Source organism: Variovorax sp. M-6 (assembly GCF_052114385.1).
Classification (GTDB): Bacteria; Pseudomonadota; Gammaproteobacteria; order Burkholderiales; family Burkholderiaceae_C; genus Variovorax.
In genome coordinates this window covers 286,562-313,547 of record NZ_JBFREQ010000004.1, presented here as the reverse complement: position 1 = coordinate 313,547, position 26,986 = coordinate 286,562, and the positions used below count along the sequence as shown (strand labels likewise).

Annotated in this window: 25 protein-coding genes; 8 read left to right on the top strand and 17 right to left on the bottom strand. The window is 68.2% G+C overall.

The genetic code is table 11. From position 1 onward, the window contains the following. Positions 1–141 precede the first annotated feature (141 nt). On the bottom strand, positions 142–1,785 hold the full coding sequence (locus AB4Z46_RS07325; protein ID WP_442282815.1) for a sulfatase-like hydrolase/transferase: 1,644 nt from the start codon (positions 1,783–1,785) through the stop codon (positions 142–144). 18 nt (positions 1,786–1,803) lie between these two features. Here AB4Z46_RS07325 and AB4Z46_RS07320 point away from each other — a divergent pair, with 18 nt between their 5' ends. The 3 genes from AB4Z46_RS07320 to AB4Z46_RS07310 all read left to right on the top strand — a co-directional run bounded on the left by AB4Z46_RS07320 (position 1,804) and on the right by AB4Z46_RS07310 (position 4,133). Next, entirely contained in the window at positions 1,804–2,430 is a 627-nt protein-coding gene (locus AB4Z46_RS07320; protein ID WP_442282814.1) for a hypothetical protein, read from the top strand. A gap of 146 nt (positions 2,431–2,576) precedes the next feature. After that, positions 2,577–3,122 (top strand): DUF4256 domain-containing protein, encoded by a 546-nt coding sequence (locus tag AB4Z46_RS07315; RefSeq protein ID WP_442282813.1) that lies wholly within the window; start codon positions 2,577–2,579, stop codon positions 3,120–3,122. A 270-nt stretch (positions 3,123–3,392) separates the two neighbouring features. Beyond that, positions 3,393–4,133: a sterol desaturase family protein gene (locus AB4Z46_RS07310; protein WP_442282812.1), complete on the top strand. Its 741-nt coding sequence runs from the start codon at positions 3,393–3,395 to the stop codon at positions 4,131–4,133. 36 nt (positions 4,134–4,169) lie between these two features. On the opposite strand, the gene AB4Z46_RS07305 is transcribed toward AB4Z46_RS07310, so the two are convergent. Further along, a complete protein-coding gene (locus AB4Z46_RS07305) occupies positions 4,170–5,072 on the bottom strand; it encodes a LysR family transcriptional regulator (RefSeq protein WP_442282811.1) in 903 nt (300 codons plus the stop codon). A 103-nt stretch (positions 5,073–5,175) separates the two neighbouring features. On the opposite strand from AB4Z46_RS07305, the gene AB4Z46_RS07300 reads away from it, so the two are divergent. Genes AB4Z46_RS07300 through mmsB form a run of 4 tightly spaced genes read left to right on the top strand, consistent with a single transcriptional unit; the run spans position 5,176 to position 9,904 of the window. Continuing rightward, complete coding sequence (locus AB4Z46_RS07300; protein ID WP_442282810.1) at positions 5,176–6,696, top strand: CoA-acylating methylmalonate-semialdehyde dehydrogenase; 1,521 nt, start codon at positions 5,176–5,178, stop codon at positions 6,694–6,696. 10 nt (positions 6,697–6,706) lie between these two features. Continuing rightward, complete coding sequence (locus AB4Z46_RS07295) at positions 6,707–7,861, top strand: acyl-CoA dehydrogenase family protein (RefSeq protein ID WP_442282809.1); 1,155 nt, start codon at positions 6,707–6,709, stop codon at positions 7,859–7,861. After that, entirely contained in the window at positions 7,858–8,973 is a 1,116-nt protein-coding gene (locus AB4Z46_RS07290) for an enoyl-CoA hydratase/isomerase family protein (RefSeq protein ID WP_442282808.1), read from the top strand. The genes AB4Z46_RS07295 and AB4Z46_RS07290 overlap by 4 nt, the downstream gene beginning before the upstream one ends. A 40-nt stretch (positions 8,974–9,013) precedes the next feature. Beyond that, entirely contained in the window at positions 9,014–9,904 is an 891-nt protein-coding gene (gene mmsB, locus AB4Z46_RS07285) for a 3-hydroxyisobutyrate dehydrogenase (protein ID WP_442282807.1), read from the top strand. Positions 9,905–9,938: 34 nt separating this feature from the next. Here mmsB and AB4Z46_RS07280 read toward each other — a convergent pair whose 3' ends face one another. Then, positions 9,939–10,634, bottom strand: a complete 696-nt coding sequence (locus AB4Z46_RS07280) for a hypothetical protein (protein ID WP_442282806.1) — start codon at positions 10,632–10,634, stop codon at positions 9,939–9,941. A gap of 148 nt (positions 10,635–10,782) precedes the next feature. On the opposite strand from AB4Z46_RS07280, the gene AB4Z46_RS07275 reads away from it, so the two are divergent. Beyond that, complete coding sequence (locus AB4Z46_RS07275) at positions 10,783–12,516, top strand: dipeptidase (RefSeq protein ID WP_442282805.1); 1,734 nt, start codon at positions 10,783–10,785, stop codon at positions 12,514–12,516. Between the two features lie 18 nt (positions 12,517–12,534). Here AB4Z46_RS07275 and AB4Z46_RS07270 read toward each other — a convergent pair whose 3' ends face one another. The 14 genes from AB4Z46_RS07270 to AB4Z46_RS07205 all read right to left on the bottom strand — a co-directional run bounded on the left by AB4Z46_RS07270 (position 12,535) and on the right by AB4Z46_RS07205 (position 26,949). Continuing rightward, positions 12,535–12,861, bottom strand: a complete 327-nt coding sequence (locus tag AB4Z46_RS07270; RefSeq protein WP_442282804.1) for a chaperone modulator CbpM — start codon at positions 12,859–12,861, stop codon at positions 12,535–12,537. A gap of 5 nt (positions 12,862–12,866) precedes the next feature. After that, a complete protein-coding gene (locus AB4Z46_RS07265; RefSeq protein WP_442282803.1) occupies positions 12,867–13,826 on the bottom strand; it encodes a DnaJ C-terminal domain-containing protein in 960 nt (319 codons plus the stop codon). Positions 13,827–13,847: 21 nt separating this feature from the next. Next, entirely contained in the window at positions 13,848–14,462 is a 615-nt protein-coding gene (locus AB4Z46_RS07260; protein ID WP_442282802.1) for a histidine phosphatase family protein, read from the bottom strand. Between the two features lie 25 nt (positions 14,463–14,487). Beyond that, positions 14,488–16,065, bottom strand: a complete 1,578-nt coding sequence (locus tag AB4Z46_RS07255) for a phospholipase D family protein (RefSeq protein WP_442282801.1) — start codon at positions 16,063–16,065, stop codon at positions 14,488–14,490. A gap of 76 nt (positions 16,066–16,141) precedes the next feature. After that, the gene (locus tag AB4Z46_RS07250; protein ID WP_442282800.1) at positions 16,142–16,780 is read right to left on the bottom strand and encodes a CDP-alcohol phosphatidyltransferase family protein; all 639 of its coding nucleotides are present in this window, start codon (positions 16,778–16,780) and stop codon (positions 16,142–16,144) included. 101 nt (positions 16,781–16,881) lie between these two features. Beyond that, positions 16,882–18,039, bottom strand: a complete 1,158-nt coding sequence (locus AB4Z46_RS07245) for an acyl-CoA dehydrogenase family protein (protein WP_442282799.1) — start codon at positions 18,037–18,039, stop codon at positions 16,882–16,884. Between the two features lie 22 nt (positions 18,040–18,061). Continuing rightward, complete coding sequence (locus AB4Z46_RS07240) at positions 18,062–19,237, bottom strand: acyl-CoA dehydrogenase family protein (RefSeq protein ID WP_442282798.1); 1,176 nt, start codon at positions 19,235–19,237, stop codon at positions 18,062–18,064. A 42-nt stretch (positions 19,238–19,279) separates the two neighbouring features. Further along, the gene (locus AB4Z46_RS07235) at positions 19,280–20,257 is read right to left on the bottom strand and encodes a Bug family tripartite tricarboxylate transporter substrate binding protein (RefSeq protein WP_442282797.1); all 978 of its coding nucleotides are present in this window, start codon (positions 20,255–20,257) and stop codon (positions 19,280–19,282) included. Positions 20,258–20,287: 30 nt separating this feature from the next. After that, entirely contained in the window at positions 20,288–21,265 is a 978-nt protein-coding gene (locus tag AB4Z46_RS07230; protein WP_442282796.1) for a Bug family tripartite tricarboxylate transporter substrate binding protein, read from the bottom strand. Positions 21,266–21,355: 90 nt separating this feature from the next. Next, positions 21,356–22,138: an enoyl-CoA hydratase/isomerase family protein gene (locus tag AB4Z46_RS07225; protein ID WP_442282795.1), complete on the bottom strand. Its 783-nt coding sequence runs from the start codon at positions 22,136–22,138 to the stop codon at positions 21,356–21,358. A gap of 31 nt (positions 22,139–22,169) precedes the next feature. Then, on the bottom strand, positions 22,170–22,973 hold the full coding sequence (locus AB4Z46_RS07220; RefSeq protein WP_442282794.1) for an SDR family oxidoreductase: 804 nt from the start codon (positions 22,971–22,973) through the stop codon (positions 22,170–22,172). Next, on the bottom strand, positions 22,970–25,114 hold the full coding sequence (locus AB4Z46_RS07215) for an acetate--CoA ligase family protein (RefSeq protein WP_442282793.1): 2,145 nt from the start codon (positions 25,112–25,114) through the stop codon (positions 22,970–22,972). Before AB4Z46_RS07215 ends, AB4Z46_RS07220 begins: the two co-directional genes overlap by 4 nt. A gap of 30 nt (positions 25,115–25,144) precedes the next feature. Continuing rightward, positions 25,145–26,047 (bottom strand): MaoC/PaaZ C-terminal domain-containing protein, encoded by a 903-nt coding sequence (locus AB4Z46_RS07210; protein WP_442282792.1) that lies wholly within the window; start codon positions 26,045–26,047, stop codon positions 25,145–25,147. Beyond that, positions 26,044–26,949 (bottom strand): SDR family oxidoreductase, encoded by a 906-nt coding sequence (locus AB4Z46_RS07205; RefSeq protein ID WP_442282791.1) that lies wholly within the window; start codon positions 26,947–26,949, stop codon positions 26,044–26,046. The genes AB4Z46_RS07210 and AB4Z46_RS07205 overlap by 4 nt, the downstream gene beginning before the upstream one ends. Positions 26,950–26,986 lie beyond the last annotated feature (37 nt).

Sequence of the window (26,986 nt, the reverse complement as noted above, 5' to 3'; positions counted from 1 at the left end):
ACCCGAAGGGAAGGCATGCCAAGACGTGCCACTCCGCGTTGCACTCCTTGCATGTGCCAACGCACATGCGGCGTCGCGCGCCTTGATTGGCCCGTCTTGGCATGCCTTCGCGACCCTGGAAATAGGGTGAACACGCCCTAGCTATCGCGTGAACGAGGGCACCGCCACCGGAAGCTCGGGCGCCCGCCAGACGTACTCGTCGCGCAGGATGTTCCGGCTCGGGTCGCTGCCGGTCCAGCGGATGTCGAGCAGGTCCGCGACCACCCAGCCGGTCCAGTCCGAGCGGAAGGGTTGCTCGGCGAGGCCCGGCCTCGGGTGCGGGGGCTGGCGGTTGCGCCAGATGACCGTCGGGATGCGATAGCCCGAAGCGGTCGACGGGCTGTGGCCGGCGCGGTCGCTCACGTGTCCGACTTCCTGGCCGTGGTCGGACAAGTACATCCACGCCCGGTATTCCGCCTTGTCCTGAACGGATCGTGTCATCTGGAGGAGTTCGGACACCACGAAGTCGTGGTACAGCAGGGCCGCGTCGTACTCCTGCCGAAAGCGGCGCACCCAGGCGGAGCGGCCATCGTTCACCAGCTTGGTTTCGACCGCGTCGACGTCGTCGTCGAAGGGATTGGCGCCGCTCGGAAACCTCAGGCGATAGTGAGGATGGGCGCCCATCAGGTGCACCACGATCAGTTTGCGCGAGGCCGAATCCTGCAGCGCCTCCTGGACGCAATCCAGTATTTCACCGTCGAGCGAGGCGCTGGCCCTTCCGGGGGTGCGGTTGACCATGTCCACCACGTCGGCGAGCCGCGCATGGGTCTGCTCGATCGCGACGTCGTCGTGGTTGCTGATCCACCAGGTCTTGTAGCCGGCCGCCCGTGCCAGCGCCAGGACATGGGGCGGGCTCTCGCCATCGGGCTGGCCGAAGCTGAAGATGTTCCTGAGCGCGGGCAGCGTGCTTGCGTCGACGGACCAGGCGTTTCCCAGCACCAGCATCTTGTCGTTCAGCTGCGCCTTGTGGTCGAGCAGGCGCGGGGTCGTCGCCCTGTCGTAGCCATAGAGCGCCATGTTGTCCCGGTTGATGCTGTCGGTGATGACCAGCATGACCGTCGCGGGGCCCTCCCGGGTCACGACGGGTGCCGCGGCCCTGGCCCGGCCGAGTGCAAGCTCGCGCATCTGTTGCTGGTCGACCCAGCTCGCGCGCAGGGCCTGCACGGACTGCGTCCATTTCGGCCAGAACATGAACGGATGCAATCTGCGCCATGGCTTGCTCGCGTAGGCGAGGAGGGCGGCCGTGATCAGCACCCAGACCAGGGGCGTCTGCCAGCGCGTGCGCGACGGCCGCCGGGCCCCTCGGCGCACGCAGGCGCCGACCACGAGTCCGGCGGCCGCGAGCGTCGCCGAGCCGATGGCCATCGCGCGCCAGTGCATCGACAGGTATTCGCCGCTCTCGCGGACGGTGGTGTTGGCCACGGCGCCGAGGACCATCGCGCCGTCGGGCGCGGCCTGGTAGGCGTCAAGCAGGTAGGCCCGGGCCAGGCCGTCCAGCGCAAAGGCCATCACCCAGAGCCAGGCGACGGCGGCGCGCAGGCGATGCGCCCAGGCGCTTTGCAGGGGCCAGACCAGCCACACCGCTGCAGGCAGCGCAAGAACCATGAGCTGCGCGATGCGCCGGCCATCGTGGCCGAGGACGACCAGCGGCAGCAAGGTGGCGAGCAGGACCCCGCCGGGCCACCACGCGTGGCCCTGCCACCTGCGTGCAGGTCGAACTCGGAGGGGGTTGGACGGTGTGTACATGGGGGCCGGAGATCGGCGATGGACGGCGGGAATTCTGCCCGCGCCGAAGGCACCCGGCTGTCGAGTGGCCCGATTTCCGTGGGGTCTTCGAAGGTCGGCGGGGCGTCGATAATCGGCGGATCGTCGGGGTTGGGGTTCGATCCCGCCCAGGCGGTGGTTCAGTTCAGCATGGTTGGTCTGCCGCGACCCGCGCCTCTCGCGAGGAAAATCAAGATGTCTGCTGCCTTGTTTGCCGCTCTGTGCCTAACGGTGGCACTCCTTGTGACAACGGCCTACTTCATCATGGGCTCCATCCCGCTTCTCATCCTGAAGCACGACACGCCGCTTGACGCCCGCTTTGTGCGTGGCTTCTTCAACACCTACTACGTCCTCGCGTTTGTCACTGCGACTGCAACGGCGATCAGCTTTGCGTCTGCCGGCCGCCCAGGGCTCGCAGCAGGTGCTGCAGCGCTGGCGTTGATTGCCATCGTCCTGCGCAAGAAGATCATTCCCAAGATGGACTCGCTCGGGGCGCAGATCCAGTCGAACTACATGGATGCAATTCCAGGATTCCGCAGAACTCACATCGTCGCAATCCTGATCAACGTCGCGCAGCTCGCAGCGATCGTGTGGAGTCTCATCACCTTGAGCCGGCCAGGCGCCTGATTGCGAACGCCACGCGCGCCTCGCTCCAAGAGGAATGATGGCTGTTCGCGTCTCGTCGCCGGATCCGGTCATTGCGGCGGCAGAATTCAGCCAGTGGCACCCACGAGCCGGTATGGCACCGACGTGAAGGAACAGGAGCAAGCGAAATGAAAGCGGAACAACGCGAAGTCCTCATCGACGCATTGAAATTGCGGTTCATGCAGAACGCGCACAGGCACACAGGCGTCGAGTGGGCCGACGTCCATGCTCGCTTGCAGGGCAGCCCCGACCGGCTGAGGTCGCTGTTCGAGATGGAGAGGACGGGAGGCGAACCCGATGTCATCGGGGCAGCGGACGATGGCGGCGCCTACCTTTTCTGCGATTGCGCCGCCGAAAGTCCGCAGGGGCGCAGGAGCTTGTGCTACGACGCGGAAGCCTTGAATTCCCGGAAACAGAACAAGCCGCAGGACAACGCCATCGACATGGCTGCGGTCATGGGCATCTCGCTGCTGACGGAGGCGCAATATCGCGAACTTCAGCAGTTCGGGGCGTTCGACCTGAAGACGTCCAGTTGGGTGGCAACACCGTCCGACGTCAGAAAACTCGGCGGCGCTCTATTTTGCGACAGACGCTACGGCAAGGTCTTCGTGTATCACAACGGGGCGGAGTCCTACTACGCCGCGCGAGGATTCAGAGGCTCGGTGAGAGTCTGAGCCTGAACGCCGCAGTCGGCCAGGAGCCGACCTTCGGGCTCCGCTTGGCGCAGAGGTTTCCCGGCACGAATGGTGGCGGGTCGGCTGCGGGCGACGACGCCGACCGTGACGAATTTCTCAAAATGACCAGTCACGCCTGGCTCCGGCGCTCTGGGCCAGCGCCGTAGACGTGCATGCTACGGCTTCAACTTTGCAAGGAAACGGTGTTGTGAGCTTTCGCTGGCTTGCCGTGGCCGGCACGGCTCCATTCAACATCAGTGGCGTCAATTCATGATGACCTTGCGGCAGTTCATTTTCCTCTGCCTGCTGTTCTTGCTTCAGATCGCGGTATTCGGCTGGATCGAGTGGCGCTGGGGCGCACGGCGGATCGAATGGCGCAAGGTCTTGCTTGGGGACTTGATTGCCGTCGTGTTCTTCGCGCTCGTGACGCGGCAGGTGGCCAACTACCTGAATGTCTGGACGGGCATCTATGGCCCTTGGCCCGCAGCAATAGGATCCTGGCCTTTCCCGGTGCGTCTGGTGCTCTACCTGCTGGTCGCGGATTTCGGCTCCTACTGGACGCACCGACTGGTGCACCTCAAGCCCCTCTGGCGGGTGCACCGCTGGCACCATTCGCCAACCCACATGTACTGGCTGGCGGGTAGCAGGACCTCCATCCTTCAGCAAGCGATATTCAATCTTCCCTACATTTTTGCGAGTCCGATTCTCGGCGTGTCTCCATTCTGGCTGGCCAATGGGCTGTTCTTCTTCTATGCGATGACCAACGGCTGGATGCACATGAACGTGAACTGGCGCCTGCGCGGCGTTGACTGGATACTGGTGACGCCGCAAAGCCATCACATTCACCACAGTGACAACCCATTGCACCATGGAAGCAACTTCGGCGTTTTGCTCTCGATATGGGACAGGATGTTCGGAACGTTCACCAGCCCGAAAGACATGTCTCCCGACACGCTGAGCTTTGGCATCGGCGAAAAGGTGCCCGTCGCGAAGCTTGCCATTGGCCTCTAGGCAGCGGCTTCCCTGCGCCCTCTTGCCCGGACGCCTTCAGCCCGCCGACCCCTGCGGCATCAACACCTCCCGCTGCGCCACGGCTGTTTCGCGCAGGAAGTTCCACGTCGCCTGCATGCGCGCGAGGTGCCGCGTCTCGGCCGGCACCGACATCCAGAAGGTGCGCGTGAAGCTGGCCTCGGCCGGCAGCAGCCGGCGCAGCGACTTGTCGCGTCCCGCGATGAAGGCCGGCAGCACCGCGATGCCGGCACCCGCCAGCGCGGCCTGGTGCTGGGCCAGGATGCTGGTGCTGCGCAGCGCGAACGAATCGGGCTTGTAGAGCTCGTCGAGATACTGCAGCTCCTTGCTGAACAGCAGGTCGTCCACGTAGCTGATGAAGGTGTGGCCGCGCAGGTCTTCGCGCGTGCGGATCGCGCCGCGTCGCGCGAGGTAGTCCTTCGATGCGTAGAGGTGCAGCACGTAGTCGGTGAGCTTGGTCACCACCACCGGCCCGCGCGCCGGGCGTTCGAGCGAGATCACGATGTCGGCCTCGCGCCGCGACAGGTGCACCAGGCGCGGCATGGCGAGCAGGTCGATCACGAGCTTGGGGTGCGCCTGCGCGAACAGCGCCAGCTTGGGCGCCAGCACGACGGTGCCGAAGCCTTCGGTCGCGCCGATGCGCACCAGCCCCGACAGACCCTCTTGCGATCCCGGCGAGGCGCTCTCGACCGCCAGGAAGGCGCTTTCCATCGATTCGACCTGCGGCTGCAGCCGCCGGCCGGCCTCGGTCAGGCGATGGCCGTCGGCTTCGCGCGAGAAGAGGGCGGTGCCGACCTGCTTCTCGAGCGCCTGGATACGCCGCGCCACGGTCGTGTGGTCGACCGCAAGCCGGCGGGCCGCGCCCACCAGCGTGCCCGAACGCGCCAGCTCGAGGAAAAAGCGCAGGTTGTCCCAATCCATGATCTGCAATTATGCAGATCGGAAGTGCGAATTTGTCTATTGCCATCGCAAAAGTGCAAAGCTAGCATCGACTGCTGCACCCCCCAACTGGAGACAAGATTTCATGGACGCCACCACCACCCCCGCGACCCAGGTCGCCACCGTCAAACTGCTGATCGGCGGCAAGTTCGTCGAGTCGAAGACCACCGAGTGGCGCGACATCGTCAACCCCGCCACCCAGCAGGTGCTCGCGAAGGTGCCGTTCGCGACGCCGGCCGAAGTCGACGCGGCCGTCGATTCCGCCAAGGAAGCCTTCAAGACCTGGCGCAAGACGCCCATCGGCGCGCGCGCCCGCATCTTCCTGAAGTACCAGCAACTGATCCGCGAAAACATGGCCGAGCTGGCCGCGATCCTCACGGCCGAGCAAGGCAAGACGCTGCCGGACGCCGAAGGCGATGTGTTCCGCGGCCTCGAAGTGGTCGAGCACGCGGCCGCCATCGGCAACCTGCAGCTCGGCGAAATCGCCAACAACGTCGCCAACGGCGTCGACACCTACACGCTGATGCAGCCGCTCGGCGTCTGCGCCGGCATCACGCCGTTCAACTTCCCGGCCATGATCCCGCTGTGGATGTTCCCGATGGCGATCGTCACCGGCAACACCTTCGTGCTGAAGCCGTCGGAACAGGACCCCATGGTCACGATGCGCCTGTGCGAACTGGCACTGCAGGCGGGCATTCCGGCCGGTGTGCTCAACGTCGTGCATGGTGGCGAGCAGGTGGTCAACGCCATCTGCGACCACAAGGACATCAAGGCGATTTCCTTCGTCGGCTCGACCAAGGTCGGCACCCACGTCTACAACCGCGCCACCCTGGCCGGCAAGCGCGTGCAATGCATGATGGGCGCCAAGAACCACGCCATCGTCATGCCCGACGCCAACAAGGAGCAGACCCTCAACGCGATCGCCGGCGCGAGCTTCGGCGCGGCGGGCCAGCGCTGCATGGCGGTGTCGGTCGCGGTGCTGGTGGGCGAGGCCCAGAAGTGGGTGCCCGAACTGGTCGAGAAGGCCAAGTCGCTGAAGATCGGCGCCGGCACCGAGAAGGGCGTCGACGTCGGCCCGCTGGTCTCGTGCGCCGCCTATGAGCGCGTCAACGGCCTGATCGAACGCGGCCTGGCCGATGGTGCGACCCTGGCGCTCGACGGCCGCAAGCCGACGGTGCCCGGCTACGAGAAGGGCAACTTCGTCGGCCCGACGGTGTTCGCCGACGTCAAGCCCGGCATGGTCATCTACGAACAGGAAATCTTCGGCCCGGTGCTGTGCCTGGCGAACGCCGACAGCATCGACGAGGCGATCGAGATGATCAACGCCAACCCGAACGGCAACGGCACCGCGATCTTCACGCAGTCCGGGGCCGCGGCGCGCCGCTTCCAGGAAGACATCGACGTCGGCCAGGTCGGCATCAACGTGCCGATCCCGGTGCCGGTGCCGATGTTCTCGTTCACGGGTTCGCGCGCCTCCAAGCTCGGCGACCTGGGCCCGTACGGCAAGCAGGTGATCATGTTCTACACGCAGACCAAGACCATCACGTCGCGCTGGTTCGACGACAGCACCGCGCACGGCCTCAACACGACGATCAGCCTGAAGTAAGCTCGTCCGCATGGACTTCGAGCTAACTGAAGAGCAGCGCGCCTTTGCCCAGACGGCGCACGATTTTGCGTCGAGCGAATTCGCGCCGCACGCGGCGCGCTGGGACGCCGAGGCGATCTTCCCGAGGGAGGCGATCGCCAAGGCGGGCGAGCTCGGCTTCTGCGGGCTCTATGCGCCCGAGAGCATCGACGGCCTGGCGCTGCCTCGCCTCGATGCGACGCTGGTGTTCGAGGAGATGGCCGCGGTCGACCCGTCGACCACGGCCTTCATCACGATCCACAACATGGCGACCTGGATGCTCGGCACCTGGGGCGGTCCGGCCGTGCGCGAGCGCTGGGGCGCGGACCTGACCAGCGGGCGCAAGCTGGCTTCGTACTGCCTGACCGAGCCCGGTGCCGGCTCGGACGCCGCGTCGCTCAAGACGCGGGCCGAACTGCAAGGCAACGAGTACGTGATCAACGGCGGCAAGGCCTTCATCTCGGGCGCCGGGTCGACCGATGTGCTGGTGCTGATGGCGCGCACCGGCGGCGGCGGCGCGGGCGGCATCTCGGCCCTGGCGGTGCCGGCCGATGCGCCCGGCATCAGCTACGGCAAGAAGGAACACAAGATGGGCTGGAACAGCCAGCCCACGCGCACCATCGATTTCGACAACGTGCGCGTGCCGGCCGAGAACCTGCTGGGCAGCGAGGGCGAGGGCTTCCGCATCGCGATGAAGGGGCTCGACGGCGGGCGCATCAACATCGCGACCTGCTCGGTCGGTGCGGCGCAGGGTGCGCTCGACGCGGCCCGGCGCTACCTGCACGAGCGCCAGCAGTTCGGCAAGCCGCTCGCGAGCTTCCAGGCCCTGCAGTTCAAGCTGGCCGACATGGCGACCGAACTGGTGGCCGCACGCCAGATGGTGCGCCTCGCCGCGAGCAAGCTCGACGCCGGCCATGCCGACGCGAGCACCTATTGCGCGATGGCCAAGCGCTTCGCGACCGATGCGGGCTTCAATGTCTGCAACGACGCGCTGCAACTGCACGGTGGCTACGGCTACCTGAGCGAATTCCCGCTGGAGCGGCTGGTGCGCGACGCGCGCGTGCACCAGATCCTCGAAGGCACCAACGAAATCATGCGCGTGATCGTCGCGCGCAAACTTCTCGAAGGCGATAGCGACATCCGATGACCGACTCCGTAGTTCTCTTCAACGAAATCAAGGCCGCCAACGGCAAGCGCTTCGGCGTCGCCACGCTCAACGCACCGGCTTCGCTCAATTCGCTGTCGGTCGCGATGGTGCGACTCCTGACCCCGCAACTGCGCGCATGGGCCGCCGACGCGGGCCTCGCCGGCGTGCTGCTCGATGCGGCGGGCGAGAAGGCCTTCTGCGCCGGCGGCGACCTGCGGCAGCTCTACCAGACCCTGCTCGATTGCGGACCCGAGCGCAACGAATACGCCGAACGCTTCTTCGGCGAGGAATACGAGCTCGACGATCTGATCCACAACTTCCCCAAGCCCTTTCTGTGCTGGGGCCACGGCATCGTCATGGGCGGCGGCGTCGGGCTGATGGCGGGCGCATCGCACCGCGTGGTCACGGCACAAAGCCGCATCGCGATGCCCGAGATCAACATCGGCCTGTACCCCGACGTCGGCGGCAGCTGGTTCCTGCGGCGCATGCCGGGGCGTGTCGGTCTGTTTCTTGCGCTGACGGCCGCGCCACTGAATGCGGCGGACGCGATCTTCTGCGGATTGGCCGACCTCATGGTGCCGCACGACGGGAAGGCGCGGGTGCTCGATGCGATCGCTTCGACTGCCTGGCAGTCCGAACCGCAAGCCGACCGCGCCGCCTTGTCGCGCCTGCTGGCACAGGCCGGCGAGGGCGTCGAGCTGCCCGCCTCGAAGCTGCGCGAGCACTTCGACACGATCAATGCGCTGATGGCCGGCGACGACCTGCTCGACATCGCGAAGCGCCTGCGCCATCTGCACAGCGAGGACCCGTGGCTGCAGGCCGCCGCGAAGACCTTTGCCAAGGGCGCACCGAGTTCGGCGGCGCTGAGCTATGCCCTGTGGCAGCGCGTGCCACGCATGTCGCTGGCCGAGGTGTTCCGGCTCGAGTACTGGGCCTCGCTGGGTTTCTGCGCCCACAAGGACTTCGCCGAGGGCATCCGCGCCGTGCTGATCGACAAGGACCGCAATCCGAAGTGGAACCCCGCGACGCTCGAAGAGATCACGCCGGCTTTCATCGAAGACCATCTGCGTCCCCGCGGCGAGATGGCGCCCGAACTGCTGTCGCTCACCTGAGCACGCCGCAAGCATTCACACAAGCACGGAGACACACGACATGAAGATCGCATTCATCGGCCTGGGCAACATGGGCGGCCCGATGGCCCTCAACCTGCAGAAGGCCGGCCACACGCTGAGCGCCTTCGACCTCTCGGCCGAGGCCTGCAAGAAGTTCGCGGCCGACGGCCTGCCCATCGCCGCCTCGGCCGCCGCATCGGTGGCCGGCGCCGAGGTGGTCATCAGCATGCTGCCGGCCAGCGCGCATGTCGAAGGGCTCTACCTCGGCAGCGACGGCCTGCTCGACAAGATCGCCCCCGGCACGCTGGTGATCGACAGCAGCACCATCGCGGCCGCGACCTCGCGCAAGCTGGCCGAGGCGGGTGCCAAGCGCGGCGTGGCGGTGATCGATGCGCCGGTGTCGGGCGGCACCGGCGGCGCGATCGCGGGCACGCTGACCTTCATGGTCGGTGGCTCGGAAGCCGACCTCGAACGCGCCCGTCCGGTGCTCGAGAAGATGGGCGCCAACATCTTCCACGCGGGCGCCGCGGGCGCCGGCCAGACCGCCAAGATCTGCAACAACATGCTGCTCGGCATCCTGATGATCGGCACCTCCGAGGCGATCGCGCTGGGCGTCGCCAACGGTCTCGATCCGAAGGTGCTGTCGGAGATCATGCGGCGCAGCTCGGGCGGCAACTGGGCGCTCGAAAAGTACAACCCGCTGCCGGGCGTGATGGAAAATGCGCCGGCCTCCAAGGGCTATGCGGGCGGCTTCGGCACCGACCTGATGCTGAAGGACCTGGGCCTGGCGCAGGAGAACGCGGCCGCGGTGCGCGCCTCGACGCCGCTCGGCGGACTGGCGCGCAACCTGTATGCCGCGCACAGCCTCGGCGGCCATGGGGCGCTGGACTTCTCGAGCGTGATCAAGCTGGTGCAGGCGAAGCCGGTCTGAGGCATTCCCCCACCGGGAGGCCGGTGGCCGGACCTCAATAGCCCAGCGTCGGGTTGCGCCGGGCTTCATCGCGCCGGCGATCTTCGCGGACGGCGTCGCAGCGCGGGTGCCGGGTGTACGCGGGCTGGTCGCAATGCGCGGCCTCGCAGCGCGCGGCCGAGAAGAAATTGAGGTGCTCACAGCCGCGTCGCGGATCGACGGCCACCCTGGGCGTTGCCGTGGCGACGCGCGGCGGCTGGCGGTGCGGGAGTGGGGGCGCCGCCGTCGGCGCGGCCGAGCCTGGCGCCGCCGCGGGCGGGTCGGCGGTGACTTCCGCTTCGCCGGCCGCCAGTGACGACGCCAGCGGCACGGGGCCCGGACCCTGGGGGTCACCCAGCCGCGGAGACGGCGCGGGCGGCGCGGACGGCGCGACCACGGCCTGCGCGGCGTCGGACGCGGGCGGCAACGGGGGGACCTTGCGCGTCACATAGGCGAACCAGCCCCCGAAGCCGAGTGCGGCGGCGAGCAGCAGCAGCCCGAGACCGATCCAGAAGCCACGCGCTTCGGCGGGCAGCGCGACCCGGGCCCGCCGGGCACCGGGCTCCGGCGAGCCGGCCGGCTTCCTCGGCCGCATGGCGTCGAGCAGGGAAGGCCCGGTGGCGGCGAAGCCGGGCAGCTTGCGGGCGCAGCCGTGGCAGAACTTCGCGGCGTCGCGATTCTCGGTTTGGCAGACGGCGCAGATCATCGGCATCGGAACTCCTCGGGTGGCGGGTGCCAGGCCCTACTGTCCACATTCGGCCATGCGATGTCTGCCAGCCGCCGCCTACGTTGTCCGGCAGCGCCGGTGCCGGTCGTAGACTCGCAAGCCTGTGCCCAACCTCCGACTCCGGACCCGCGCCATGAATCGATCGACCCTCTCCGCCCTCTCGCTGGGCCTTGCGCTGGCCATCGCCACGCCGGTGCTCGCCGACACCCTCAAGAAGCCCCAGCTCGAGCGCCTCGCCGCGGCCCAGCAGGCGGCGCCGTCGGTCAGCTTTCGCGCTTTCCTCGCGCAAGCCGCGAAGGCCGATCCCAAGCTCAGGCCGAGCATCGCGGCCTATGAAGCGAAGCGGCCGCTCGCGGGCAACGACCTGACCCAGATCGCGCGCCTGCTCGGCCTCTACAACCGGCTGCACAACCAGAAGGCCGTGCTCGCCTCGATCGAGGCGATGGTGGCGATTCCGACCGTTCGCGACGACAAGGTGCCGCCGCACGAGAGCCCGCAGATCATCGAATTCGGTCGCCTGATCGAGAAGATGGCCAAGGACTTCGGCCTGCAGTACCGCAATGTCGACAACCGGATCTTCGAGGTCAAGCTGCCGGGCCGCGGCCCCGACGAGTTCGGCATCCTGACCCATGCCGACGTCGTGCCGGTCGTGGCCGACGAGTGGGTGCTCGACGACGGCACCCGGCTCGACCCTTTCAAGATGACGCGCGTGGGCGACACGCTGTACGGACGCGGCACCATCGACGACAAGGGTTCGATCGCCGCGGTGCTGTATGCGATGAAGGCAGTGAAGGAAAGCGGCCTGCCGCTGGCCCGCACCATCCGCCTGATGATCGAGACCACCGAGGAGACCGGCGGCGACGGCATGAAGTACTACCGGGCGAAGACACCGCTGCCCGAATACAACATCGTGCTCGACAGCAAGTATCCGGCGGTGGTCGCCGAGAAGGGCTCGGGCGCCTTGAAGGTCTTCTTCCCCGTCGAGGAGGCGGACGGCAGCGGTGCGGTACGAACGGCCATCACCGCGATGTCCGGCGCGTCGGCAGCCAATGCGGTGCCGCAGACCGCGACCGCCACGCTGAAGGGCGGCGATCTGGCGCAAGTGACGGCGAGACTGGAATTCGTCAAGGGACCTTTCCTCCAGAAGTACGAAAGCCAGGGCGGCAGGTTCGGCATCGACATCGCGAAGGGCGCGGACAGCATCGAGGTGAAGGTCACGGGCGTGTCGGCGCATGGCTCGCGCCCCGAGGAAGGCATCAACCCGCTGCCGCGGCTGGCGCTCTTCCTGCAGGAGTCCGGCGTCGTGACGGCGGGCAATCACTACACCAAGGCCGTCAGATACCTGGTCGACCTCTACGGCACGGGCTATCTCGGCGAGAAGATGGGCGTGGGCTACAGGGACGACTTCATGGGACCGCTCACGATGTCGCCCAACCTGATCCGCGAGAAGGACGGCAAGCTCGAAGTCACCGCCAATGTGCGGATGCCGCGCGGCAGCACGCCCGACCAGCTGACCGCCAGCATCAAGGAAAAGATCAACGCCTGGGCCGCGACGAGCCAGGCCCGGACTGAGATCGACTATCAGCAGGGCGACTGGATGGCGCGCGATCCCAAGGGCGCGTGGCTGTCGACGCTGCTGAACATCTTCGGCGACACCACCGGCCTCGAAGCCCTTCCGGTGTCGACCGCGGGCAGCACCACTGCCAAGCTGATGCCGAATGCGATCAACTTCGGCCCGGCCATGCCCGGCAAGAAGTACACGGCGCACAACGCCAAGGAATACAAGGAGGTCGCGGACCTCGATGCGGACATGCAGATGTTCACCGAGATGCTGGTGCGGATCGGGAACCTGAAGACGATGCAGTAGGGGCTTCGCGGGCGCGCTTCAGATTTCGCGCCCCAGGCCCTGCGCCCGCAGCACGCCCTTCAAGCGCCGCACCTCGTGCTCCAGGTCGAGGATCAGTGCCGCCGCCTCGAGCCCGACGCCGAAGTCGCGTTCCAGCCGGCGGGCTTCGAGCGCGGATTGCAGGTCGCTGCCGTGGAAGCGCCAGTCATCGGGCCGTTCGGCCGGCGTCAACGATTCGATGATGCCGACCTCCACCAGTTGAACCACCCAATCGATCTGCGCGCCGCAGGCATGCGCGAGTTCGCTGGCGGCAAGGGGGTGCGAGGCGCTCAGGGTCGTGGTCGTGATGGAGACAGAGGAAGTCATGATCGTCACACTCCGAGATGGCGGCGCGGATCGAAGGGCGCGGCCTGTGCGAGTTGCTCATAGGCCTTGCGCGCGGCCTCGGTGCTGGCCGGCGGCAAGGCGATCTCCAGCAGCAGATACAGATGGCCCGGCGGCTTGCCCGGCAGGCCGCGCTCCTTGAGCCGCAACTTGAGTCCGTTGCGCGCATTGGGCGGCACCGTCACTTCGACCACGCCGCCGCCCGGCGTCGGCACCTTGACCTGCGCACCGAGCGCACCTTCGGTCGGCGTGATCGGCAGGGTCATGTAGAGGTCGCGGTCCTCGATCCGGTACAGCTTGTGCGGCGCGATGCGCACTTCGAGGTACAGGTCGCCCGCAGGCTCGCCGCCATGTCCCGGCATGCCCTGGCCGGCGAGGCGGATGTACTGGCCCGGGCGGACGCCGGGCGGGATCTTCACGCTCAGTGTGCGGGTCTTGAGTTCGGGCCGGCCCTGGGCGTCGATCTGCTGCGAGCGCAAAGTGATCTCGCGCTCGGCGCCGTTGAGCGCATCCTCCAGCGCGATCTCGATCGCGGCGTGGTGGTCTTCGCCGCGGGCGCGGTAGTGGCGGCGCTCGGCGCCGCGGCGCTCGGCGGCGCCGAACATCGACGAGAAGAACTCGCTGAAGTCCGCGTGGTCGGCCGGCCCCTGGTTCGGGCCGCGATGGAACTCGAAGCCTTCGTCCCAGCCGGGCGGCGGCTGGAAGCTGCCGTCGGGGCTGCCGCCACGCGCCACGTGGTCGGCGAGCTGGTCGTAGGCGGCGCGCTTCTCCTTGTCGCGCAGCACGTCGTTGGCCTCGTTGATGTCGCGCATGCGCAACTCGGCGTCGTGTTCCTTGCTGACATCCGGGTGGTACTTGCGCGCCAGCTTGCGGTAGGCCTTGCGCACCTCGTCCTCCGAGGCTCCGCGCTCGAGGCCGAGGATCTTGTAGTAGTCCTTGAAGTCCATGGTGAATCCGCGAAGTGGGGTTCAGGCGATGGCGGCGCCGCCGTCGACCTGCTGCATCAGTGATCTGACGCGCCATGCGGCGCCGTCCCGTTCGAAGCGCAGCGGCTGCGCATTGCCCATCAGGCCCATGTCGACCGCCACGCCGAGCAGCGCCGCCAGCACGTAGAGCGAGCCGCCGTGCGCCACCACCAGCACCGGCGCCGGCTGCGCCAGCGCCTCTTCGAGCGCGGCGCGCTTGCGTTCGACGAACTCGGGCAGGGTCTCGCCGCCCTCCGGCGCGCAGGCCCAATCGATGTGGGCGGAGGAACTGCCGATGAGCGCGCCGAAGTGGCGCTCGCGCAGGCCCTCGTGCACCAGCGGCGCGATGCCGTGCGGCGCCGACACGGTGTGTGCGGTGGTCAGCGCGCGATGCACGTTGCTGCTGACGATGCTGCGGATCGGCTCGTCGGCCAGCAGCTCGGCGGCGCGCGCCGCCTGCTGCAGGCCCAGTGCGCTGAGAGGCTCGTCGGCTGCCTGGAAGATGCGGCGCGCATTGCACTCGGTCTGGCCGTGGCGCAGGAAATAGAAGTGGTCGCAGGCCGGGGCGAGCGGGTGCGCTTCGGCGAGGGAGACGAGCTGGCGGAGGCCGGGAGTCATCGCGATGGGGTCTTGGGGCGGGGAGTTAAAGCAGCCACTCGATCGGCAGCACTTCGAGCAAGTCGATCCACGATCGCTTGAGTGCGCCGGCGCCGGGCTCGGTGGTGTAGCGGGTCTCGCCCTGCGGGTTGCGGTCGATCCATACCAGGCCATGCCCATCCGGCTGGATGCGCACTTCGTAAGCCTTGTCCGGGACCACGGTGTCGAGTTGCGCGGCCAGTCCGCCCGAGAGTTTGGGGCTGTCGATGATCACGCCCATCTCGGTGTTGAGCCGTGCCGACCGCGGGTCGAGGTTGAAGGAGCCGACGAAGATCCGCTCGCGATCGACCGCGAAGGTTTTCGCGTGCAGGCTGGCGGCCGAACTGCCGGAGCTGCCGCTTCCCGGGAGGCCCCGGACCTTGTTGTCGCCCTTGTCCGGCGGCGGCACGGCGTCGCCGGGCTTGAGCTCGTAGACCCGCACGCCGCCCTCGAGCAGTTCCTTGCGGTACTTGGTGTAGCCGGCATGCACCGCGCTGACGTCGGTCGCCGCCAGCGAGTTGGTCAGCACGCGCACCTTCACGCCCGATCTGGCCATCGTCACCAGCATCCGTGTGCCGTCCTTGCCGGGCACGAAGTAGGGTGAGACGAGGTCCAGTTCGCGTCTGGGATGGGCGAAAGCCGCCTCGAGCTGCGGCAACATCTGCAGGTCGCTGCGATCGGTCGGCTCCAGCACCTTGGCCGGGTCGTCGTGGATCACGTGCGCCGTGGTCCAGTCGAGCGTGAGCCGGCCATCGTCGATTTCGCGCACCAGCGGGGTCTGGCGCACCGCGTCGAGGTAGCGCACGGCCTGGGGGTCCTGGCGCACGGAGTCCCATCCCGCCTGCAGCTCGGCGCGGGCGTCCGGGCCCGGCGGCGCCAGCAGGCGCGCGGCCGGATAGGCCGAGGCGCTGTTCCAGAACAGGTCGAAGGCGTTGGAGACCTCGCGCACCACGGGCCCGACCGCCACCACGTCGAGGTCCTGGAAGCCCAGCTCCATGTTGGCGCCGAAGTACTCGTCGCCGATGTTGCGGCCGCCGACGATCGCCAGCTGGTTGTCGGCGGTGAAGGACTTGTTGTGCATGCGCCGGTTGACGCGCGAGAAATCGAAGGCGAAGTCGCCGATCCGGAAGCCCCGGTTCGCGAACGGATTGAACAGGCGGATCTCGATGTTGGGATGGGCGTCGAGTACGGCCAGGGCCGGGTCGAGCCCGCCGGTGTTGGCATCGTCGAGCAGGATGCGCACGCGCACGCCGCGCTCGGCGGCCTCCCAGACGGCCTGCCACATCAGCTTGCCGGTGATGTCGTTGCGCCAGATGTAGTACTGCAGGTCGAGGCTGCGGTCCGCGTGGCGCGCGAGCAGGATGCGGGCGGCGAAGGCGTCTTCCGCCGCCGCCAGCGCACGGATGCCGGAGCGATCGGGGTGGGCCGCTACGGCAGGGGCGAAGGCCTTGGCCAGCCGGGTGTCGCCGGTGCTGGCGATCGCTCGGGTCTCGGTCCGGTCGACGTTGGCGGGCAGGCTGGAACAGCCCGTGACGAGCAAGCCGAGGAGGAGGGCGATGAGGACGCGTGATGCAAAGGTGGACACGGCGCGTTTTCAGCAAAGAGTTCGGAGCCATTCTAGGCAGATCGGGGGCGCCGCCGGCCCCCCGGCTTCGGCGCCGCTACAGCTTGGGAATGTGCAGCGTCTTGCTGATCATCAGCGTGCCCGAGAGCCCGAACAGCAAGGCGAGCGGATGCAGCAGCCAGGGCCCGATCGTCCAGGCACCGCCCCAGATCGCATCGCCGATGCGGCCCTGCCCGGCGGCCAGCGCCAGCACGCCGACCAGCACCACGCTGGTCGGAATCGGCGTGCCCTCGAAGTACTTGACCTTGTCGGCGCCCTCGGAGAGCGCTTCGGCGGTGACGTTGTAGCGCGCCAGGCGGCTGACGCCGCAACAGACGAAATAGATCAGCAGCACGCAGTCCCAGCCGCCGTCCAGGCCGGCGGCGAAGGCCAGGGCGGCCGGCAGCACGCCGAAGGAGATCACGTCGGCCAGCGAGTCGAGTTCGCGGCCGAGCGCCGAATGGGTCTGGCGCCAGCGCGCGATGCGGCCGTCGAAGACGTCGAACACGAAGGCGGCCGGCGCCAGCGCCGCCGCCCAGAGGAAGTGCGCGAGCGATTGGCTGCGCATGTAGGCCATCGCGAGGAAAATGGCGCCGACGCCGCAGGCCGCGTTGCCGAGCGTGAACGCATCGGCCAGGTGGAAGCCGCGGATCATCGAGAAATGCTTGCGCGCGGGGGCGGGGGCTGGAGTGGGCATGGTGGCTTCCGTGAGCGAAACTGCGGTGCACCTTAGCGCATGCGGGCACGCGCCGGGGTGGTCGCATTCTGACGCCACGCCGGCGCTGCCGGGTCCCAGGGCTATCCGTAGAGGGACGGATGGCCTTGCGCCACCGCTTCGGTCAGCACGCCGAGATGGAAATGGCGATCGCCCGAGCGCTTCTCGAGCGCCACCAGCCGCTTGAAATAGTGCGATGCGCTCAGTTCGTCGGTCATGCCGATGCCACCGTGGATCTGGATGGCGTGCTCCGCCACCAGCCGGCAGCTGGCGCTGACCTGCGCCTTGGCCGCGGACAGCACCAGGCGCCGCTGCGACCTGTCCCCTGCCTTCGCGACGGCAAGCCAGGCCAGCGAGCGGGCCAGTTCGATGTGGGTCAGCATGTCGACCAGCCGGTGCTGCAGAACCTGGAAGCGGCTGATGGCGCCGCCGAACTGGGTGCGGACCTTGGCGTAGTCGAGCGTCAGCGCGTGCAGGGCGGTCATGGCCCCGACGGCTTCGATGCAGGAGGCCGCCAGCGAGACCGCCAGCGCGTCCTCGACGGCCGGGAAGGCCTGGCCCAGCGCGCCGATGCGCGCGGAGTGCGGCAGCCGGACGCCATCGAAGGACAGGTCCGCCAGCGGCGTGTCGTCGACCGCGCGGTAGGTCAGGATGCCGATGCCCGGCAGCGTGGGATCGACCCACCACAGCGAGATGCCCTCGGCACTGCCGGGTGCACCGCTGGTGCGCGCGGAAACGATCCAACGATCGGCCGAGGCGCCGTGCGGCACCGCCGTCTTGCGGCCCTGCAACACGAAGCCGCCATCGCTGGGCTGTGCGCAGGTCTGCACGGCCGCCCATTCGTAGCGCATGTCCGGCTCCGCATGGGCGAAGGCGACCAGCTGCTCGCCGCTCGCGATGCCGGGAAGCCAGCGATCGAGCTGCGCCGCGGAAGCGGCCGCGCCCAGCACGGTGGCGCATTCCAGCACGCTGCCCACATAGGGCTCGATCACGAGATGGGCGCCGAAGGCTTCCATGATCGGCATCGCGCTCGCGAGGTCTTCGCCCAGTCCGCCGTACTGCGAAGGCAATGCCACGCCGAGCCAGCCCATGTCGGCGAAGCGACGCCAGTGGCGGCGGTCGAAGTCTTGAGGTTCCCGCGAAAGCAGCGTCTTGCGCTGCTCGAATGCATATTCCTGGCGCAGGTAGCGCAGCACGCTGTCGGCCAGGGCTTGTTGATCGTCTTCCAGCTGGAATTTCATGGTTTGAACCTTGGCGCCGTGCTCAGAGGCCGAGCGCGAACTTGGCGATGATGTTGCGTTGCACTTCGTTGGAGCCGCCGTAGATGGTCAGCTTGCGCCAGTTGAGGTACTGGCGGACCAGGGCCTGCGGCAGGGGTGTGCCGGGCTCGTCGTCGCCGCGCGCGAAGGCATGCGCGTGCGGACCGATCGCATCGACCAGCAGCGCCGCGAGCTGCTGCGCGATCTCCGTCCCGCGCAATTTCAGGATCGATGCTTCGGCGCCGACCCCGCGTCCGCTCGCCGCGTTGGAGATCAGCCGCAGCGTCAGGTATTCGAGTGCCAGCAGATCGACCTCGGCCTGTGCGATCTTCTCGGCGAACCGGCGGTCGCAGCGCAGCGGCTGGCCGTGGGCCGGCTGGCGCGAGGCCAGTTGCTTGAGCAGGCGCAGCTCGCGCTTGGAGCGGCCGAGCTTGCCGGCGTTGAAACGCTCGTGGCCCAGCAGCGATTTCGCATAGGTCCAGCCCTGGTTCAATTCGCCCACCAGGTTGGCGAGCGGCACGCGCACCTCGTCGAAGAAGACTTCGTTCACTTCGTGTCCGCCGTCCAGAAGGATGATCGGGCGCAGCGTGACGCCGGGCGCCTTCATGTCGATCAGGACGAAGGAGATGCCTTCCTGCGGGCGGGCCTTCGGGTCGGTGCGCACCAGGCAGAAGATCTTGTCGGCGTACTGGCCGTAGGTGGTCCACGTCTTCTGCCCGTTGATGACCAGATGATCGCCCTCGAGGCGTGCGCTGGTCTTGAGCGAGGCGAGGTCCGACCCGGCGCCCGGTTCGGAATAGCCCTGGGCCCACCAGTCCTCGAAGTGGAGGATGCGCGGCAGGTAAGTGGCTTTCTGTTCCGCGCTGCCGTAGTTCATGAGCACCGGCGCCAGCAGCTTGAGCCCCACCGGCGAGACCTCGGGCGCGCCGGCGAGCCAGCACTCTTCCTCGAAGATGGAGATCTGCAGGGTGTTCCAGCCGGTTCCGCCGTACTCCCGTGGCCAGCTGCAGGCCAGCCAGCCCTGCTGCGCCAGGATGCGGTGCCAGCGCATGAAGTCGTCCTTGGCCAGCGTCTCGTGGGCCAGGACCTTGTGGCGCAGATCGTCGGGAAGGGCGCGTGCCAGGAAGGCCCGGACCTCGAGCCGGAACCGGAGATCGTCGTCAGACCATTGAAGATTCATCGTCTTGTCTTTCGTTCAGGAAATGGGTGCGGAGCCTTCGGGTCAGTCCAGCGCGATGTTGTGGCGCCGGATGATGTCGCCCCATCGCTTGCGGTCCGCCTCGAGGTAGCTTTCGATCTGCGCCGCCGTCTTGGGGGCCAGGACCGTCAAGCCGACCGCCGTGAAGTTCTGGCGGAACTGCGGCGACTCCACCACGCTCGCCATCGCGCGCTGGAGCACGGCGATCACCTCGCGCGGCGTGTTCTTCGGCACGGCCAGGCCGACCCAGCTGACGGCGTGGAAGGGTGCGTAGCCGGCCTCGGCGATGGTGGGGACGTCGGGCAGCGCCTCCAGGCGCTCGTTGTTGGGAACCGCCAGCGGCTTGAGCTTCCCGGCACGGATGAACGGCAGCGACGAGGACAGGATGTCGACCAGCAGCTGCGCGTCGTTGGCCAGCACGCCGGCCAGCGCGGGCGAGCTGCCCTTGTACGGCACCTCGGTCATCCGGACATCGAGCTCGGTCTCCAGCATCTTGGAGGCGAGGAAGGCGACGTTGCTCTGCCCCAGGGAGGCGTAGTTGACCTTGTCCGGATGGGCCTTGGCATAAGCACCGAACTGGCGCAGGTCGGACACCGGCACCTGCGTGTTCGTGACGATGACGGTCGGCAGTTCGGCCGCGATCCCGATCACCTCCAGCTCGCGCTTGACGTCGTAGTTGAGGTTCTTGTACAGGAATGGGCTGAGCACCATGTTGCCGTTGGTCGCCAGCAGCAGGGTGTAGCCGTCGGCGGCGGCGCGCGCCACGGACCGCGTCCCGATCTGGGTGCTCCCTCCCGCACGGTTCTCGACGATCACGGGTTGCGCCAGTTCGCGGCCCATGCCCTCGGCCAGGGCCCGGGCGAGGGTGTCTGTCACGCCGGCGGGCGCATAGGGCACGATCAGCTTGATGGGCCGGTCCGGAAAGGCGGCCGATGCGGCTTGCGCCCACAGCAGGGCGCCGACGCACAGCGCGCGCCGCCACGCGGCCTTCGATGGCTTCATGGTGTCTCCTTCCACAGGTCGTGTGCCGGCTCAGTCGAGCGAGATGTTGTGGCGCTGGATGATGTCGCCCCAGCGCTTTCGATCCGCCTCGAGGTAGCTGTCGATCTGGGGCTTGCTCATCGGCGGCAGCATGACCAGTCCGATCGTGGTGAAGGTCTGGCGAAACTGGGGGCTCTCCGTGACCTTGTGGATGGCCGCCTGGAGCGTCGCCACGACGTTGGCCGGGGTGTTCGCGGGCACGGACAGGCCGAGCCAGGACGCGGCGTGGAAAGGCCGGTAGCCGGCCTCGGCGATGGTCGGCACGTTCGGCAGGGATTCGAGGCGGGAGTCCCCCGGCACCGCCAGGGCGTTGAGCTTGCCGGCGCGGATGAACGGCAGCGACGACGGCAGCACGTCCACCATCATCTGGACGTCGTTCGCCAGCACCGCGGTCAAGGCCGGCGAGCTGCCCTTGTACGGGACCTCGGTCATCTGGATGCCGAGTTCCGTCTCGAGCATCTTCGACACCAGGAACAGCACGTTGCCTTGTCCGAGGGAGGCGTAGTTGATCTTGTCCGGATGGGCCTTGGCATAGGCGCCGAACTGGCGCAGGTCGGTGGCGGGAACCTGCGGGCTGCTCACGATGACGGTCGGCACCTCGGCCACCACCCCGATCACGTCGAGCTCGCGCTTGACGTCGTAGTTGAGCTTCTTGTAGAGCAGCGGGCCGAGCACCAGGTTGCCGTTGGTCGACATCAGCAGGGTGTAGCCGTCGGCCGGCGCTCGGGCGACGGCGGCGGTGCCGATCATCGCGCCGGCGCCGGCGCGGTTCTCGACCACCACCGGCTGCTTCAGCTCCCGGCCCAGGCCGTCGGCCAGGGCCCGCGCGAGGTTGTCGGTGATGCCGGCCGAGGCGTAGGGCACGATCAGCTTGATGGGGCGGTCCGGAAAGGCGGCCGAGGCGAGTTGCGCCCACAGCAAGGCGCCGGCGCACAGGGCCGCCCGCCAGGCGATCTTCGATTGCTTCATGGTGTCTCCTTCCACCGGTCGGGTGCCGGTTGTCGATGGCTGATGAAAACCGGTGCGGCACGCGGTGCCGCCCAGAGGCTGCGTTGCGCGCTACCGGCCCTGAAAGCGGGGCTTGCGCTTTTCCCGGAAGGCCGTGTTCCCTTCCATGAAATCCTCCGTGCCGAAGACCACGGCCTGGGCCAGGCTCTCCTTCAGCAGGAACTCGTCGAAGCTGTCCTTGTGCGAACCGTTCATGAGCGCCTTCGCCAGGCCCATGGAGACCGAAGGCCCCTCGGCGACCTGGGTCGCCACGGCCAGGGCGGCGTCCAGGAAGCCGGCCTGCGGCAGCACGCGGCTCACCAGTCCGATCTCCTTCGCTTCGTTCGCATCGATGCGCCGGTTGGTCAGGAGGATGTCTTTCGCCTGGACCATGCCGACGGCGCGCGGCAGGTTGTAGAGCACGCCGACGTCCGGCAGCACGCCGACCTTCGGAAACCCGGCCATGAAGTAGGCGTCGGCGGAGGCGATGACGATGTCGCCGATCAGCGCCAGCGACAGCCCGCCGCCCACCGCCGCACCGTTGACCGCCGTGATGACGGGCTTCTCGCTGCCGACGAGCAACTGGAACGCCCGGTGCGTCAGGGCCATGCGCTCGCGCACCGCGACCGTGCGGCAATCGGTGGTCATGTTGCGCAGGTCGCCGCCGGCGCAGAAGATGTCGTCCATGCCCGTGAGCAGCAGGCATCGCAGCGTCGGGTCCTGCGTGTAGCGAAGCGCCTCTTCGGACAGGGCCAGCTTCATCTCCGCCCCGATCGCGTTGCGGTTGTCCAGCTGGTTCATCTGCAGCACGAGGACGTTGCCGCGTCTTTCGCTGAGGATGGCTTTTTGCGTCATTGCCTTGATTTCCTTGTTGGTCGGGTGAATCTCAGGGAGAAGGGGCGGTCGCTTCGGCGGGGCGGGCGTAGTTGCGCCCTCCCAGCAGCGAGACGCCGCCGTCGACGGGGATCAGGGCGCCGGTGATGTAGCTGGCGTCGCTGGAGCCCAGGAACATCGCCATGTGCGCGATGTCCGCCAGCGTCCCCATGCGGCGCAGCGGAATGCGCCCCTCGACGGCCGGGCGCGCCTCGGACACCAGACGCTGGACCCCGCCGGTCCCTTCGATCGGGCCCGGCGAAATGGAGTTGACGCGAATGCCGTGCTCGCCCCATTCGAGTGCCAGCACCCGCATGACCTGGTCGAGCCCCGCCTTTGCCGCGCAGGCATGCACCTGCATCGGTGCCGGGTTGTAGGACTGCGGGGCGGAGATGTTGATGATCGAGGCACCGGGCTTGCGCAGGAATTCGTGGGCGGCGCGCAGGACGTGGAAGGTGCCGTTCAGGTCGATGTCGATGACCACCTTGAATCCGTTGGAGGACAGCCCGAGCGCGGGCGCCAGGAAGTTGCCCGCCGCGCCCGAGACCAGCACGTCGATGTCGCCGAAGCGCGCGTGCGCCGCCGCCAGGGCTGCGTGCACGCCGTCGTAGTCGCGCACGTCGGCCGCCTGGCCGAACACCTCGCCGCCATGCCGGGCCAGTTGCGCCTCGGCCGCCCGGACGCGCTCGGCGTTGCGGCTCATCACCGCGACGCGCGCGCCGGCGGCGGCGAAGGCGTCGGCGATGCCCAGGTTGATGCCGCTGGTGCCCCCGGACACGAACACGTTGCGGCCGGAGAAGTCGTAGCTGCGGTTCATGAGGCGCTCCTTGCGTTGTCGTCGTCGTTCTGGACTTCCACGAGTGCATCGAGCGCAAAGGCACCACCGCCTTCCGGCATGACGAGCACGGGGTTGAGGTCGATGCCTTGCAGGCGCGGCCCCGCCTGATGGGCGAAGACCGACAGGCGCGACAGCATCCGCGCCAGCGCCTTGATGTCCGAGGGCGGCTGGTTGCGCACGCCGCGCAGGACGGCTGCGGCCCGGATCGATCCGATCATTTCCTCGGCGACGTCCTCGCCGAACGGGCAGCGCTTGAAGACGACGTCCTTCAGGACCTCCACGAAGATGCCGCCCAGCCCGAACATCGCGACCGGACCGAACACCGGATCCCGGTGAACCCCGAGGATGCATTCGACGCCGCCGCGCATCTGACGCGCGACCAGCACCCCTTCCAGGCGGGCGCCGGGTGCGGCGCTCCGGGCACGCTCGCGCAGCAGCGCGAAGCCGCGCCGGACCTCCTCCGCATTGGCGACGTCGAGCAGCACGCCGCCGATCTCGGTCTTGTGCAGGATGTCCGGCGACAGGATCTTCATCACCACCGGGAAGCCCAGGGCTTCGGCGGCCTCGGCGGCCTCTTGCGCCGTCGCGCAGCTCCGTTCGGGCGCCATCGCGATGCCGGCGCGGGCCAGCAGCTGCTTGGCCTGCGCCTCGGAGGGCGTCGTGGCCGGCAGGTCGATCGCTTCCACCACGGGCGGCGGCGCGCGGTCGGGGCGGGCGAAGCTGTCGCCGAAGCGGCCCATCGCACTGACCGCGACCGTGGCGCGCGTCGCGTCCTCGAACACCGCGAAGCCGGCGTCGTCGTAGGCCTTGGCACCGTCGGGCGACAGCGTTGCCGCGAGAGCGAAGAAGCGGTCCGGATAGCGCTTGCGGCTTTCCACCAGCTCTTGAAAGAGGGTCGATGCGACCGACGACACACCGGCCAGCTGGGCGAAGAATCCCAGGAACGACGAGTAGCCTCCCTGGTCGAGCATCTCGCGCGTGAAGCGGCCCACCAGGGAGATGTCGTTCAGGACCTGGGCCGTGCAGTCGAGCGGATTCCTGGCCGAGGAATACGGCAGCAGCTCGCGCATCGCATCCTGGGAGGCCTGCGGCATGGGCGGCATCGCGATGCCGAGGTCATCCGCCGCATCGCTGATCAGGACCCCCGCGCCGCCGCTGATCGTGATCACGCCCAGGGTGTTGCGCGCCGGGTAGATCCCGTGCGTGGCGGCGTAGACGATGTCGAGCAGTTCCTCGGTCGAACGCGCCCGCACCACGCCGCATTCGGACAGCACGGCATCGGTCACGGCATCGTCGCCCGCGATCGAGGCGGTGTGCGACTGCGCCGCGATGTTGCCCAGCGTGCTGCGCCCCACCTTCATGACGACGACGGGCTTGCGGGCGCGGCGTGCGGCCTCCAGCGCCGCGACGAAGGAGGCCGACTCCTTGATGCCTTCCGCGTACACCGCGATGACGTCGGTGTCCGGGTCGTCCACGTACCACTGGATCACCTCGCCGACCGTGAGGTCCGCCTCGTTGCCGGTGGTCACGCACACCGGGATGCCGATACCCCGGTCTCGTGCCAGCGACGACAGGTGCGATCCGAACGCGCCGGACTGGCTCACGATGCCGACGCGGCCCGGCAGGGGCCAGCCCTGCTCGAAGGCGGTCGTGAAGGTCGGGTACCAGCCCAGGCGGGCATTGACCATCCCGAGGCAGTTCGGCCCGAGCAGCCGCATGCCATGGTGCCGCGCCCTGGCGACGAGGGCCGCCTGGGCCGCCGCGCCCTCGTCGCCCACCTCCGCGAAGCCGGCCGAAAAGACGATGGCGGCGCCGACGCCGCGGGCGCCCAGGGCGTCGATGGTGTCCAGCACCAGGGGCGACGGAACCGCGACGATCGCCGCTTCCGGCGCCTCGGGCAAGTCCGCGATCGACGCGTAGGACCGGAGTCCCTGGATCTCGCTGCGCGCCGGATTGACGGGATAGATCGCGCCTTCGAAGCCCGCGCGCAGCATCCAGGCGATGGGTCGGCCGCCGATGCGCTTGGCGTCGGCGGAGGCGCCGACGACCGCCACGCTGCGCGGCGCCATGAGGGAGGCGAGGCCGCGCGGCGCCGCAATGAGGGGAGGGGTCTTTGTCATGGTGTCGTTGTCTCGGATGGGTTCCGGGTTTCAGGCCTCGATCCGCGCCACGCCGTGGTCGAGGGCGATCACGCCGCGCTCGGGCACCGAGACGCGGAACTGGACTTGCGGGCCGCAGGCCCACAGCGCGATGCGCAGCGCCTCGCCCGGAAAGACCGGCGCGGTGAAGCGGGCGTCGATCGCGTGCAGCCTGGCCGGCTCGACACCGCAGCAGGCCTCGATGACGGCATGGGCCGCGATGCCGAAGGTCGCCAGCCCGTGCAGCAGCGGCCGTTCGAAGCCGGCGCGCCGGGCCACCTCGGGATCGGCATGCAAGGGGTTCATGTCGCCCGACAGGCGGTAGATCAGCGCCAGGTTGGGCGGCGTCCTGACATCGACGACATGGGTGGGCGGCGTTTGCGGCGCTGCAGGCAATGGCGGCAAGGCCGCATCGCTGGCAGATCCCGAGGCCGAGAAGCCGCCGTTGCCGCGCAGGAACAGCACCTGCTGCATGCTGGCCAGCAAGGGGTTGCCTGCCGCGGGGTCCTGCAGCGTCAGTGTCCGCTCGACGACCATGACCGCGCCCTTGTCCGCACCCTTGTCGACCAGGTGCGTGACGCGGCTGCGGCTGCACACCGTGCCGGCGGGCGGCAATGGGCGATGCAGGCGCAGCCGCTGTTCGCCGTGGACCAGGCGCAGGAAGTCGATGCCCGTCGCCGGATCGTTCATCCATGGGCCCGGGTAGCCCAGCATCAGCGCCAGCGTGGGCATGACCTTGAGCCCGCGTTCATGGAGGAAGGGCAGCTTGCCGGCGTCGACGACCTCTGCACCCAGGCCCAGTCCCAGCGCATACAACAGGGTGTCCTTTTCTGCATAGCGCTGTTCGACCCCGGGAATGGGCCAGGCCTTCAGGCGTGCCGCATCGAGCTTCGCCGGCGCCGCCAGCTCGCTCATACCGGGTCCCAGGCGAACACGTCGCTGGAGCGGTCCATCGGCACCAGCGATGCGCGCAGCGCGGGCATCGCGTGCTCGGCCACCGTGCGGGGCGTCCAGCCTTCGCTGCGATGCGTGGAGCGCAGGGGCCGCGGCTGGCTCATGAGGAAGATCTCGTTGTTGCGCACGGCGAAGACCTGGGCGTTGATGTCCTGTGCCTCGTCGCTGGCCAGGAACACCGCCAGCGGAGCGATCTTCTCCGGGGTCATCTGCTTGTTGCGTTCGACGCGGGCGGCTTTTTCGGGCGTATCGGTCGGCACCGAGCTGGTCATCCGGCTCCACGCGAAGGGCGAGATGCAGTTGGAGCGGACCTTGAAGCGGGCCATGTCGAGGGCGATCGACTTCGACAGCGCCACGATCCCCAGCTTGGCGGCCGAGTAGTTGGCCTGGCCCATGTTGCCGACCAGGCCGGAGGTGGAGGTCATGTGGATCAGGTTGCCGCAGTCCTGCTCCTTGAAATGCGGCGCCGCCGCCTTGCTCATGTGGAAGGCGCCATAGAGATGGACCTGGATGACGGCGTCCCAGTCGGCCGTGCTCATGTTGTGGAAGATCCGGTCGCGCAGGATGCCCGCGTTGTTGACCACGCAGTCGATGCGGCCGAACGCATCCACCGCCGACGCCACGATACGCTGCGCCGAGGCCGCGTCGGCCACGCTGTCGCCATTGGCGATCGCGGATCCGCCCGCCGCGACGATGGTGTCCGCCACCGCCTGCGCGGCACTCGCGTCGCGGCCCTCGCCGGTCAGGCCGGTGCCGATGTCGTTGACCACGACCCGGGCGCCCTCGGCGGCCATCGCCAGCGCGATGGCGCGACCGATGCCGCCGCCGGCACCGGTGACCACCACCACCTTGTCTTTCATCATGTCGCTCACTGCTTCGTCTCCTTCTTGTGGGTTGTTG

Bases quoted from the DNA above. Each gene is read 5' to 3' on its own strand.
- AB4Z46_RS07325 (WP_442282815.1), bottom strand. From the start codon at position 1,785: ATGTACACACCGTCCAACCCCCTCCGAGTTCGACCTGCACGCAGGTGG.
- AB4Z46_RS07320 (WP_442282814.1), top strand. From the start codon at position 1,804: ATGGACGGCGGGAATTCTGCCCGCGCCGAAGGCACCCGGCTGTCGAGT.
- AB4Z46_RS07315 (WP_442282813.1), top strand. From the start codon at position 2,577: ATGAAAGCGGAACAACGCGAAGTCCTCATCGACGCATTGAAATTGCGG.
- AB4Z46_RS07310 (WP_442282812.1), top strand. From the start codon at position 3,393: ATGATGACCTTGCGGCAGTTCATTTTCCTCTGCCTGCTGTTCTTGCTT.
- AB4Z46_RS07305 (WP_442282811.1), bottom strand. From the start codon at position 5,072: ATGGATTGGGACAACCTGCGCTTTTTCCTCGAGCTGGCGCGTTCGGGC.
- AB4Z46_RS07300 (WP_442282810.1), top strand. From the start codon at position 5,176: ATGGACGCCACCACCACCCCCGCGACCCAGGTCGCCACCGTCAAACTG.
- AB4Z46_RS07295 (WP_442282809.1), top strand. From the start codon at position 6,707: ATGGACTTCGAGCTAACTGAAGAGCAGCGCGCCTTTGCCCAGACGGCG.
- AB4Z46_RS07290 (WP_442282808.1), top strand. From the start codon at position 7,858: ATGACCGACTCCGTAGTTCTCTTCAACGAAATCAAGGCCGCCAACGGC.
- mmsB (WP_442282807.1), top strand. From the start codon at position 9,014: ATGAAGATCGCATTCATCGGCCTGGGCAACATGGGCGGCCCGATGGCC.
- AB4Z46_RS07280 (WP_442282806.1), bottom strand. From the start codon at position 10,634: ATGCCGATGATCTGCGCCGTCTGCCAAACCGAGAATCGCGACGCCGCG.
- AB4Z46_RS07275 (WP_442282805.1), top strand. From the start codon at position 10,783: ATGAATCGATCGACCCTCTCCGCCCTCTCGCTGGGCCTTGCGCTGGCC.
- AB4Z46_RS07270 (WP_442282804.1), bottom strand. From the start codon at position 12,861: ATGACTTCCTCTGTCTCCATCACGACCACGACCCTGAGCGCCTCGCAC.
- AB4Z46_RS07265 (WP_442282803.1), bottom strand. From the start codon at position 13,826: ATGGACTTCAAGGACTACTACAAGATCCTCGGCCTCGAGCGCGGAGCC.
- AB4Z46_RS07260 (WP_442282802.1), bottom strand. From the start codon at position 14,462: ATGACTCCCGGCCTCCGCCAGCTCGTCTCCCTCGCCGAAGCGCACCCG.
- AB4Z46_RS07250 (WP_442282800.1), bottom strand. From the start codon at position 16,780: ATGCCCACTCCAGCCCCCGCCCCCGCGCGCAAGCATTTCTCGATGATC.
- AB4Z46_RS07245 (WP_442282799.1), bottom strand. From the start codon at position 18,039: ATGAAATTCCAGCTGGAAGACGATCAACAAGCCCTGGCCGACAGCGTG.
- AB4Z46_RS07240 (WP_442282798.1), bottom strand. From the start codon at position 19,237: ATGAATCTTCAATGGTCTGACGACGATCTCCGGTTCCGGCTCGAGGTC.
- AB4Z46_RS07235 (WP_442282797.1), bottom strand. From the start codon at position 20,257: ATGAAGCCATCGAAGGCCGCGTGGCGGCGCGCGCTGTGCGTCGGCGCC.
- AB4Z46_RS07230 (WP_442282796.1), bottom strand. From the start codon at position 21,265: ATGAAGCAATCGAAGATCGCCTGGCGGGCGGCCCTGTGCGCCGGCGCC.
- AB4Z46_RS07225 (WP_442282795.1), bottom strand. From the start codon at position 22,138: ATGACGCAAAAAGCCATCCTCAGCGAAAGACGCGGCAACGTCCTCGTG.
- AB4Z46_RS07220 (WP_442282794.1), bottom strand. From the start codon at position 22,973: ATGAACCGCAGCTACGACTTCTCCGGCCGCAACGTGTTCGTGTCCGGG.
- AB4Z46_RS07215 (WP_442282793.1), bottom strand. From the start codon at position 25,114: ATGACAAAGACCCCTCCCCTCATTGCGGCGCCGCGCGGCCTCGCCTCC.
- AB4Z46_RS07210 (WP_442282792.1), bottom strand. From the start codon at position 26,047: ATGAGCGAGCTGGCGGCGCCGGCGAAGCTCGATGCGGCACGCCTGAAG.
- AB4Z46_RS07205 (WP_442282791.1), bottom strand. From the start codon at position 26,949: ATGATGAAAGACAAGGTGGTGGTGGTCACCGGTGCCGGCGGCGGCATC.